10 protein-coding genes and 1 pseudogene are annotated in these 9,055 nt (G+C 65.9%); 2 read left to right on the forward strand and 9 right to left on the reverse strand.

All coding sequences use genetic code 11. The annotated features are described in order from the left end of the window. Nucleotides 1–19 precede the first annotated feature (19 nt). From B4N44_RS06920 to B4N44_RS06945, 6 genes are read right to left on the reverse strand one after another with little or no spacing between them, the layout of a single operon-like run. Nucleotides 20–1,831, reverse strand: coding sequence for a DUF2207 domain-containing protein (locus B4N44_RS06920; protein WP_296698443.1), 1,812 nt, complete (start codon nt 1,829–1,831; stop codon nt 20–22). Further along, a complete protein-coding gene (locus B4N44_RS06925) occupies nt 1,828–2,379 on the reverse strand; it encodes a LemA family protein (RefSeq protein ID WP_296698446.1) in 552 nt (183 codons plus the stop codon). Before B4N44_RS06925 ends, B4N44_RS06920 begins: the two co-directional genes overlap by 4 nt. A 52-nt stretch (nt 2,380–2,431) precedes the next feature. Beyond that, nucleotides 2,432–3,235, reverse strand: coding sequence for a lytic transglycosylase domain-containing protein (locus B4N44_RS06930; RefSeq protein ID WP_296698448.1), 804 nt, complete (start codon nt 3,233–3,235; stop codon nt 2,432–2,434). Beyond that, the gene (locus B4N44_RS06935) at nt 3,232–4,395 is read right to left on the reverse strand and encodes a hypothetical protein (RefSeq protein ID WP_296698450.1); all 1,164 of its coding nucleotides are present in this window, start codon (nt 4,393–4,395) and stop codon (nt 3,232–3,234) included. Before B4N44_RS06935 ends, B4N44_RS06930 begins: the two co-directional genes overlap by 4 nt. A gap of 31 nt (nt 4,396–4,426) precedes the next feature. Then, nucleotides 4,427–5,338 (reverse strand): archaetidylserine decarboxylase, encoded by a 912-nt coding sequence (gene asd, locus B4N44_RS06940; RefSeq protein ID WP_296698453.1) that lies wholly within the window; start codon nt 5,336–5,338, stop codon nt 4,427–4,429. Beyond that, nucleotides 5,335–5,949, reverse strand: a complete 615-nt coding sequence (locus tag B4N44_RS06945) for a hypothetical protein (RefSeq protein ID WP_296698456.1) — start codon at nt 5,947–5,949, stop codon at nt 5,335–5,337. The genes asd and B4N44_RS06945 overlap by 4 nt, the downstream gene beginning before the upstream one ends. Nucleotides 5,950–6,306: 357 nt before the next feature. On the opposite strand from B4N44_RS06945, the gene msrB reads away from it, so the two are divergent. Beyond that, nucleotides 6,307–6,705 carry a peptide-methionine (R)-S-oxide reductase MsrB gene (msrB, locus tag B4N44_RS06950; RefSeq protein WP_296698459.1) on the forward strand — a complete coding sequence of 133 codons (399 nt, stop codon included), beginning with the start codon at nt 6,307–6,309 and terminating at the stop codon, nt 6,703–6,705. Nucleotides 6,706–6,721: 16 nt separating this feature from the next. On the opposite strand, the gene B4N44_RS06955 is transcribed toward msrB, so the two are convergent. Further along, entirely contained in the window at nt 6,722–7,204 is a 483-nt protein-coding gene (locus B4N44_RS06955) for a thermonuclease family protein (RefSeq protein ID WP_296698462.1), read from the reverse strand. 49 nt (nt 7,205–7,253) lie between these two features. After that, nucleotides 7,254–7,964 (reverse strand): hypothetical protein, encoded by a 711-nt coding sequence (locus tag B4N44_RS06960; RefSeq protein ID WP_296698465.1) that lies wholly within the window; start codon nt 7,962–7,964, stop codon nt 7,254–7,256. 165 nt (nt 7,965–8,129) lie between these two features. Here B4N44_RS06960 and B4N44_RS06965 point away from each other — a divergent pair, with 165 nt between their 5' ends. Further along, entirely contained in the window at nt 8,130–8,612 is a 483-nt protein-coding gene (locus B4N44_RS06965) for an ATP-dependent zinc protease (protein WP_296698468.1), read from the forward strand. Nucleotides 8,613–8,617: 5 nt separating this feature from the next. Here B4N44_RS06965 and B4N44_RS06970 read toward each other — a convergent pair. After that, nucleotides 8,618–9,055: pseudogene (locus tag B4N44_RS06970) on the reverse strand (20S proteasome subunit A/B); the annotation flags it as partial.

Consider the following 9,055-nt stretch of genomic DNA (forward strand, 5'->3'; position numbering starts at 1 on the left):
CGACAAGTCGGACAGGCTCCTAGCGCCCGCGCCCTCCGCCGCCCCCGCCGCCGCCTCCGGAGGAGCCGCCGCCACCGCCGCCCGAGCTGCTGCCTGGCGGTGTTGCGGAGGACGCAATCTGACGACTCAGGGTCTGGCCGAGCGACCGGCTCATCCGCGAAAGATCCCCGGCGCTACCACGGCCTCGATACCAGTGGATACCTCCTGCGGCGGCTGCCGCAGCCGCGGCGCCGACGGCAAGCGTGAACTTACGGGTCCATGCCTCTTCGACATCCAGGGCAAGCGCATAAGGCAAAAGTGCCCCGTAGCGTTCGGCATCCAGCACGGGCGGCACATCGCTGCCCGGTCCGGGGAGCGACCTCAACTCGTCGCGCTCGGCGACACTCAGATAGAGCTTCAGGCCCTCGATCCGGTCAAGCAGACGTCGACCCTCCGTGGTCGGGGCCTTCAGCAGCCAAGCAAAGAGGGCATGGGCACCGACGGCAAGCCCGAACAGGACGAGCATGGCCGGTATCCCGTCTCCGCCCGCGACCATCCAGGCCAAACCACCGTAGAGCACGGAGAAGGCAATCCCGAGGGCAAGCTTGCCGCCGTTGAGAAGAAAAAATCGCGGGATATAGAGTTGCGCGAGGCTCTGTGTGTGGCCGCTCTGCGCCGGTCCGACCCGATCCGCCTGCTTGTCGGTCAGCACCAGCTGATCGCCCTTGGCGAAGAGCAGCCGGAGCAGGGTCGCTTGACTCGGCGTGAGTGCGGTGGGGTCGGCGCCGGGCCGGCGCTCGAGCCGCCAAGCCTCGCGCCAACCGGTCTTTTCCTGATGGATCACCACATGACCCTTCACGGCCGTCTCGACCAGATCGGCGGCAAAGCAGCGATGGTCATAGCCCATCCGACTCAGATAGCGCAGACCCGCGGGTGAATGCCCGTCCGGGGGCCGATAGTGCGGGAAGATCGGGCCGGCCTGCGGATCGCGCCCGACGCGCCACCAGGTGGTCCCGTAATAGGCGAGCAGCAGCATGAGCCCGACCAGGGCGACCAGCACACCGCGATTGTCGTACAGCAGCCAGCCGAGATGCCGGGCATCCGTCGGCTCCGCGATCAGACCTTTCGGAAAACCGGCCACGATGGTCAGACCCTCGGCAACACCCAGGGGTCGTGTCGTCGCGAAACGGATCTCGTCGGGCGCGACGACCTCGGCGACCAGATCTCGACCGACGGCCCCCTGAGGACCCGTATAGCCTTCGGCCGTGAGCTCCACGATCGGGACCGCGGCGGGAAGCCGCACCGAGGCACTCACTGCGAGGATCGGAAAGATCCAACCGGTGCCGGTGACGTTCCAGTAGAGCTCGTCGTGCCCCTCGAAGAAACCGAGCTGACGGGTCGTGCGATAGCGAATGCGGTAGGTATAGGTCGCAGGAACGGCGAGAACATCGTCGTTGCCGGTGTTGATCTCCACGCCGTTGGAGACGCGCTCGGTGAAATGGGGCTCCGGCTTGCCGTCGCGCTCCACGCCGAGCAGCTCGACACCGACCCGGACCTGGTTGCCGAGCCGGTCGCGATAGCGGGTCGGAAACTCGCGCACGATGCCGCGGCGGATCTCGCGGCCCTCGGCACGAATCGCGATGGTTTCGGTCACCTCGAGACCGCCGTCGGACTGGATCGCGAGATCGCTGTGGAAGGAGATGATCTCCTCGGCAGCACCGGCCTCGGTGCCGAGCCCGAGCAGGAGCAGGAGGCCGAGGAACCACGCACCCCCGCAAACCGAGCATCGATGCATCCGCGACAACGGGACCCCCCCGGTAGAAGGGTCGCGGCGGAGGTCGATCATGCTCATGTTGCGCCCTCGAGTCGCGGTGCCGCGCGCTCGGACTCGCGAGCCAGATAGAACTCGGCCGATGCGAATCCAAAGAGCCTAGCGATCAGCAGGTCCGGCACCTTTTGAATCCCGTCGTTCAACTCGCGCACCGCACCGTTGTAGAAACGGCGTGCGTATTGGAGATGCTCCTCGACATCGACGAGATCGCGTTGAAGGCGCAGGAAGTTCTCGCTCGCTTTGAGATCCGGATAGGCCTCGTCGAGCAGGATCAGCCGGCCGACCGACTGCTCGAGTGCCGTCTCCAGGGTCGCCAGCTCGGCGGGGCTTCGCGTCTCGATGGCGCGGGTGCGCAGCGCCGCAACAGCCGCAAAGAGTGTCTGCTCATGCGCAGCATAGCCGCGCACCGCCTCGACCAACATGGGGATCAGGTCGTGACGCCGGGTGAGCTGAACGTCGATATCGCTCCAAGCCGCGCGGACGCGATTGCGTAGACGCACCAGACGATTGAAGATCCATAGACCCCAGCCGAGCGGGATCAGCAGGAGTGCCGCAAACCCGTAGACCATGTGCCGAGACTCCTCTCGAGCGATGCCGACGATGCGCCGTCCGGAACCGGAATCAGGGCCGACCGGTCGCGCCCAGCTCGAACATCGGCTTACTCTCCGGGCCCACTTCGTGAAGGGCCGGATTAAGACGCCGCAGGTCGAGCGTCGGCTTGACCTTGAGCGACAACAACGACGGGTCCAGATACTTCTTCATCAGGCGCCTCGCCTTGCCCAAGTCGCGCGTCCCGCGCAGGGTCCGCACCTGATTCAAGGCCACCTGTGTGGGCGCAGTCCCGCCGTTGCGGCGGTAATAGGTAATCACCGCCTCGGTATAGTTGAGCGTCTCGAGATAGGTCACCTGGCTGTTGGTGCGATCGACCACGCCCTCACCCGCGTTGTAAGCCATGATGACCCGGCCGTAGTCGTTGTTGTACTTGCGCAGTAGACGTTTGAGGTGACGTGTGCCGGTGTCGAGATTGATCTTGGGGTCGAAGAGATCGGCGACCGAGGTCACCCCATAGTCCGCCGCCGTCGGGGGCATCAACTGCATCAGCCCGACCGCGCCCGCGCGAGACACGGCGTGGGCGTTGTAGTTCGACTCCGCCGCGACGACCGCGCGTACCAATTCCTCCTCGACACCATGTCGCCGGGCGACCTCCGGGATCATGGCCATGACCTCCGCACGGCTCGGACGCGGTCGATTCGGTGCGGTAGGCAACGCCGGCTTAGTCGGGGCTGCCTCGGGCGGCCGCGTCTCGGCTCCCTCAGTCGCAGGAGACTTGCCGGCCAAGGTACCCCAGGAGACGAGCGGCCAAAAGACCAGTGCCAGAAGCACCAGGTATCGCGTCCCTTTTCGATCGTCACTGAGTGTCGTCATGACCCGTCCACCACTGAGGTTACCGAGGAGGTGCCGGTCCAATCGGCGGAACCGAGCCGGGACGCATGACCCGCACGGCGGGACCCATGCTCCAAAAGGGGCTCGAGAAGGTCCGCGACCTCCTCGATACCGGTCGGCTCCACGGCAGGCGGCCGATCGGCGGTGCGCAAGGCATGGATCGCCTCGGCGAGGTGTCCCGCCAGAAGATCCTCCCGCGTCACCTCGCGTGTCGGCATCCGCTCTGCCAGCCAGGGTATCAGGGCGGCTTCCTCCGGCCAATCGCCGCGTCTGACATAGAGCACGGGGATCCGGTTGACTGCGGCCTCCGAATAGGTGCCGTAGCCGGGCTTGCACAGCATGAGGTCGCAGGAGGACATGACGTCCGGCACCCGCAGTCCAAGCGAGGAAATCCCGGTCGCATCGCGCCTCGAACCGGCGGGGAGATCCTGAACCAACCAATGAACCTGGTCCTGCTCGGGCCACATCGCGAGCGGATCGAACCCCTGGAATCCACCGAATTGCATCAGGGCGATGGGGCGATCGGGGGGCACACCGCAGCGTGAGCGCAACTCCTTGCGACGGTCCGGATAACGGCTCGCGATGGGGCCGACATCGATCGCGTTCGGCAGCCAGGACATCGGCATCGAGGGGGCCGGTCGGATGAAGCGCTCGGCTGCGGCATAGACCGCCCGCATTCGCTCCATCACAGGTGCGGGGAGCTGATCGGCCACCGGACTCTCGAGCAGGATGTCGTACCAGTTGAGCGAGCAGAGTGCTACCGCCGGGATACCCGCCCGCCGCGCCGCATCCAGCGGCAGCCAGGGCACGTCGGCCAAGACCAGGTCAGGCGCCTCTCGGCGCAACAGTGAGGTCTCGCGCGCGAGTCGCCGTTCGTAGTCGGCCTCGAAATCCGCATATCGGATCAGGCTTTCCGACCAACGGGTGCCGAGCGGGCCGTCCATGAGCAGGCCGATATCCGTCGCCTCCTGGATCTGCGTCAACCCGGGCGGCAGTCGGCTGCGCGCCAAGCCCGGATCGATGTCGCTCTGCAGGGTGATCCGCAGACCGGGAAAACGCCGCGCCAGCTCATGGATCACCGGCGCCGCCTGCGCCAGGTGCCCGTAACCGTGGGCGGTCACGGCAAGGAAGAGATGGGACATGAAAGCGCCTCCGGTTCGCCGCGGGCTCGCGCTAGGTCGCGACGTGCTCGGACGCCGCGGCAGTGCCGCCGAGCCGCTGCCCGAGTCGAACCTTGCTGCCCGGCACGAGCGTCTCGTCCAACTGCACCCGACCCGGCTCGAAAAGTAGGACCACGGTCGAGCCCAGATTGAAGCGACCCATCTCGGCGCCGCGCTCGAGCCTGACCGATCCGCCTGCGCTGCCCTGAACGGAGCCCGCGTTCGACAGCCGACTCCGTGCTCGTACAGGCGTCACCTCGCCGCCCCAGACGGTCTCGATCCCGCCGACGAAGATGGCCCCGACCAGGACCATCGCCATCGCGCCGAGCTCGGTCTCGAATCGGCAGGCCACCCGCTCGTTGCGGGCAAACAGACGCGGCACCAGATCCGCGGTGACGGTGTTCACGCTGAACAGCCGCCCCGGAATATGGTGCATCCAGGCGAGATCGCCGCCGAGCGGCATGTGGATCCGGTGATAATCGCTCGGTGCCAGATAGATGGTCGCGAAGGTACCGCCGTTGAAGGCCCGTGCCCGCTCGGGGTCGCCCCCGAGGAGCTCCTCGACGGTGAAATCCCGACCTTTCGCCTGGATCACACGGCCCGCGCTGATCCGCCCGCTCTGACTGAGCGTGCCGTCGACGGGGCTCACGACCGCAAGCAGGTCCGGATCGAGGGGCCGCGCATCGGGTCTCAGCGCACGCGTAAAGAAGGCGTTGAAGTCCACATAAGCCTTCGCATTCGGCTCCGCTGCCTCGGTCATATCGATCCGGTAAAAGCGTAGGAAGGTCGCGATCAGCAGGTCCTTGAGAAGACGCCAGCGCACACGCGCCAACCGATACATGAGACCCGACAACAGGTGCTGTGGAAGGACGTGCTGAAGGGCGACGAAGAGTCGCGCCCCCACGCCCCGGACTGGTTCCGTCATGGTGTCTCCGGCAACAAGAGATCAGAGCTGGCGTGGATGGCCCTCAGGTCCTCCGCCATCTGTGCGCCGCCTTCGGTCTCGGGCAGGAAGGCAAGCAGGTAACCGCCCGGTGCGAGGACGAAGATCGCAGACGAGTCCGACGCGCCGAGACCGATGTCGGTGCGGAGACGCTCGATCTGCTCGGCGTCGCCGCCGAGGATTTTCAACGCGGGCATGAGGCCGGCGAAATCCCGGTGAAGGCTGGAATCACCCGTGCCGACGAGGACGAGGCGCAGTTGTTTGCGCAAGACGCGCTCGTCGGCCAGCCGGTTGTAAATATCGATCAGACGCTGGACGGCGAGCTGTCCCGACGCGCGCGACAGATCGCCGAAGGCGAGCAGGGTCCAGCCTTGCGACAGATCCTTGTGGCCGAACGGACGACCGAGGGCCTCGCGGAGCTCGAAATCCGGCAGGCTCGCAGGCGGACGGATCAGCAACCCTCCGATCGTCGGAGGCGCGGCGCTGCGGCGCTGGTACTGATTACCCCATTGGTAGGCCAGGACGAACAGCGAGATGGCACCGAGCATCAAGACCAAGCGGACCCAGAGGCGATGTCGGTTCCGCAGGAACATCTCAGGCAAACGCCTCGGATGCACAGGCCGGATCGGCGTCGGTCGACACGGGTTTCGCGTCTGTCGGGGAACGGCACGGGGCGCATCGTGCGGACCGGCACGGCAGCAAGTGGACATCGCTGCGGTGCGACCCCATTACCTGCGTTCGGGGTGGCACGGATAACTTCATCATATGGACGGTCCCGGAACCGAGTCGCGGTCGGGGTCGCGAATCATCACGATTCGGACCGATAAGATGCAGCCAGTATAAGGGTCGCCTCGCCCGAGGCTCAAGCCAATGCCGCCCATGCCCGATCCGAACCTCAAGCGGATCGTCGACACCAGAGTCATACGAAAACCAAATCACATGAGGTCGCTATGGGTCATAAGATCGAGAAAACCGATCGCGAATGGCGCGAAACCCTGACGCCGGAGCAATACCGTGTCTGCCGGGAAAAAGGCACCGAGCCGGCCTTCACCGGGCAGTATCACGACTCCAAGGAGCCGGGTCTCTACCGTTGTGTCTGTTGCGGCGAGCCCTTGTTCGACGCGAGCGAGAAATTCGATTCCGGCTCGGGCTGGCCGAGCTTTTGGCGGCCGACCGCGCCCGACGTCGTGGCGACCGAGGACGACGTCAGCTACGGCATGCGCCGTACCGAGGTCCTTTGCAACAATTGCGGCGCCCATCTCGGGCATGTCTTTCCGGACGGGCCGAGACCGACGGGGCTCAGATATTGCATCAATTCGGTGGCCTTGGCGTTCGAGCCAAAAGCCTGATCGCGTCGCCGCCGCATCAGCGCGGGCCGATGGCGTCGGCCGCCGTGCCCCAGACGCCGAGCTGCTGGGTGCGGGCGATACGCTCCATGGCGTGATATTCGAACGGCGCTCCCGGGAGTGCGAGCGCCCAGCCGCGCTGAATGAGATAGGCGGCCAAGTCCTCGCCCGGATTCAGCCCGGTACGATCGACATGGCAGATCGCTTGAATCCGTCCGGTCTCGGATCGGCCGCGCGGCTCGCAACTCACGAACCCCCTGACGCGGAAGTCGAGCGCAAGTGTGCTGCGCGGAGCACAGCGGACGGGGCGCTCCCAGCGCCGGCACTGGCGCTCGGTCTGCGGAAGATAGATCCCGTAGAGCTCGATTGCCTGACCCTTGATCGTGAGGGACCCGTCGTCTTCGACGATCGGGATTCCAACTATCTCGCGGGCGCCGGCGGCGAAGGCCTGGGCGCCGAGGAGCAACGCTGCAATGACGCCGGCGAGGGCCGCACCCGACAAACGATCGATCCCTCCTCGTCTGCTCGGCAAGTCTCGGCGGGCCATCCGCTCAGCGCTCGCTCGCCGGGTTGTCTTGCGCGGAACGGCTCGCAGGCGCGTCGCCGGAGGCTGCCCCCTCGGCGTGCGCATCGGGATCGGTCGTGCTGCCCGGCGCCTCCGGAGTCAGCATGTCCGGAATGAGTTCCCCTCCGTTTGAGCCGACTCCGGTGCCGAGCATGCCGGCCTTCGCACTCTTGCCGGGAAACTCGAAGCGCATCTCCGGCCAGATCGCGAGCCCCTTCGCCGCCGACACGGTCCCACCGGACGCCTCGTTCATGGCGGTCCCGCTCAGCGCGGTGCGTACGATCATGTCGCTCTGACCGGTGATCCCCGCGAGCCGGCCGGTTCCGCCGGTGAGCGTGAAGGTGCCATTACAGGAGCCGGGCTCGCCGTTGCAGTTGAACTCGGCGTAGACCGAATCACCTGTCGGGCTCTCGATGGTACAAAAGCCGTGGCTCTCGAGCTGGTTGCTCAGGACGTGGATGATCTGGGTCGAGGGACAGGTGAAGAGCGCCGCATCCAGGAGGCCTTCGCCGTGCTCGATGTACATGATGCCCTCGAAGGTGCCGATGAATTGGAGCTTGTCCACGGCGATCTGAAAAAGCTGACCGTTCGCCTCCCAGGGTGCGAGGATCTTGGCGGTGCCCTGCTCCGCAACGGCGGTCCCGGCCAGCGGCAGGGCCAAGGCGGCGATCAGGGTCATGTGGATCGGTCTTAACATGGTGTCTCCGAAATGCGTTGATCGAGCTCGCCCGAACCGGCCCCCAGTTTAGCAGTCCGGATCCGGGCTTGGCTCTGCTAACATCGGGCCTTGGCGATCGAGGTCGAGCGGGAGGCGTAGCGGCGTGCGGATTGTGCATTTGACGGCCTTGAGCGAGGTTGCGCGATGACTCCCGGCGGCCCTCCAGGCGAGACCTCCGCAACCTTGCTGTTGGGCTGGCGTGAGTGGGTCGCTCTACCGGAGTTGGGGCTCAGCCTCGTCAAGGCCAAGGTGGACACGGGGGCGCGCACCTCCACCCTCCATGCCTTCTATGTCGACGGCTTCCATCGGGGCCGCGAGCGTTACGTACGATTCGGCGTGCATCCGCTGCAGAAACGCACCGATGTGGTGATCCACGGCGAGGCGCTGGTTATCGACCAGCGGCGGGTGACCGACTCGGGCGGTCACCGCGAGGATCGCTACATCATTCGCAGCCGGCTCATGCTTGCCGGGCAGGATTGGCCGATCGAGATCACCCTGACCAATCGCGAAACCATGCTGTTTCGGATGCTGCTCGGTCGCACCGCACTTGCCGGCCGTGCCCGGGTGGATCCGGCGCGCTCCTTTCTGACCGGGCGGGTGACGCGGCCCCGGGAGCACTACGACTGACGCACTCAGGTCGGTATCCGCTGCGCCGGCGCCTCGCCCATCGCCTCCCAATCGAAGCGGGGCAGATGGTCGAAGACGCCGCGGATGCCCTCGTTCCAACTGTAGGAGAGCGACCGCAGAGCCGGCGAATCGGCGGTCAGCTTGAGTCGATGGGTCAGGGTCAGGCTGTCCTTGGCATAAATGGCGACTTCGAACGGCGGGCCGACCGTCACGTTCGAGCGCGAGGTGGCGTCCAGAGAAACCACGCACAGACGCGCCCCGTTCTCCAGAGACAGATCCGGCTCGGCGATACGATCCAGCGCCGGCTTGCCGTATTTGGTCTCGCCGATCTGCAGGTAAGGCGTCTGGGGCGAGGCCGCGAAATAATTGCCCTGCGGATAGATCAGATAGAGACCATGCGGTTGACCGGAAATCTGGCCTCCTAGGAGCCTGTCCGACTTGTC

The sequence above is a fragment of the Thiocapsa sp. UBA6158 genome (genome assembly GCF_002423035.1).
In the GTDB taxonomy this organism is placed as follows: Bacteria; Pseudomonadota; Gammaproteobacteria; order Chromatiales; family Chromatiaceae; genus Thiocapsa.

Excerpts from the sequence above, each read along its gene's own strand:
- B4N44_RS06965 (WP_296698468.1), top strand. The coding sequence starts at position 8,130 with ATGACTCCCGGCGGCCCTCCAGGCGAGACCTCCGCAACCTTGCTGTTG.
- B4N44_RS06930 (WP_296698448.1), bottom strand. The coding sequence starts at position 3,235 with ATGACGACACTCAGTGACGATCGAAAAGGGACGCGATACCTGGTGCTT.
- B4N44_RS06945 (WP_296698456.1), bottom strand. The coding sequence starts at position 5,949 with ATGTTCCTGCGGAACCGACATCGCCTCTGGGTCCGCTTGGTCTTGATG.
- msrB (WP_296698459.1), top strand. The coding sequence starts at position 6,307 with ATGGGTCATAAGATCGAGAAAACCGATCGCGAATGGCGCGAAACCCTG.
- B4N44_RS06935 (WP_296698450.1), bottom strand. The coding sequence starts at position 4,395 with ATGTCCCATCTCTTCCTTGCCGTGACCGCCCACGGTTACGGGCACCTG.
- B4N44_RS06960 (WP_296698465.1), bottom strand. The coding sequence starts at position 7,964 with ATGTTAAGACCGATCCACATGACCCTGATCGCCGCCTTGGCCCTGCCG.
- asd (WP_296698453.1), bottom strand. The coding sequence starts at position 5,338 with ATGACGGAACCAGTCCGGGGCGTGGGGGCGCGACTCTTCGTCGCCCTT.
- B4N44_RS06925 (WP_296698446.1), bottom strand. The coding sequence starts at position 2,379 with ATGGTCTACGGGTTTGCGGCACTCCTGCTGATCCCGCTCGGCTGGGGT.
- B4N44_RS06920 (WP_296698443.1), bottom strand. The coding sequence starts at position 1,831 with ATGAGCATGATCGACCTCCGCCGCGACCCTTCTACCGGGGGGGTCCCG.